Raw genomic sequence first — 254 nt, forward strand, 5'->3', positions numbered from 1 at the left:
CTGCCCTGGGTCTTGCCGGCTTCAACGGTAATGGTCTGGCCGTTGGACAGGGTCACGGTCACCGGCGTCTGGGCAGGGTTGCTCAGCGTCACGGTGTAGGTGATCACGCCGCCTTCGGTCACCGACGGCGTGGCCGTCAGGGTCGCAGTAGTAGTGTCGACCGAGTCATTGATCGTGGTCTGGGCCGGAGTCGGGTTCGGCGTCAGCTGCTCGAAGTTGCCACCGGTGGCACCGGTAATCGTGGTGCTGACGGT

Annotated in this window: 1 protein-coding gene; it reads right to left on the reverse strand. The window is 64.6% G+C overall.

Annotated features, from left to right (window positions below):
* Positions 1 to 254, reverse strand: a 254-nt coding sequence (locus ACLEJP_RS25605) for an immunoglobulin-like domain-containing protein (protein WP_440810935.1), incomplete at both ends; no start/stop codon positions are given.

Origin of the sequence: Pseudomonas sp. SMV7 (assembly GCF_052041995.1) — a bacterium.
Taxonomy (GTDB): Bacteria; Pseudomonadota; Gammaproteobacteria; order Pseudomonadales; family Pseudomonadaceae; genus Aquipseudomonas.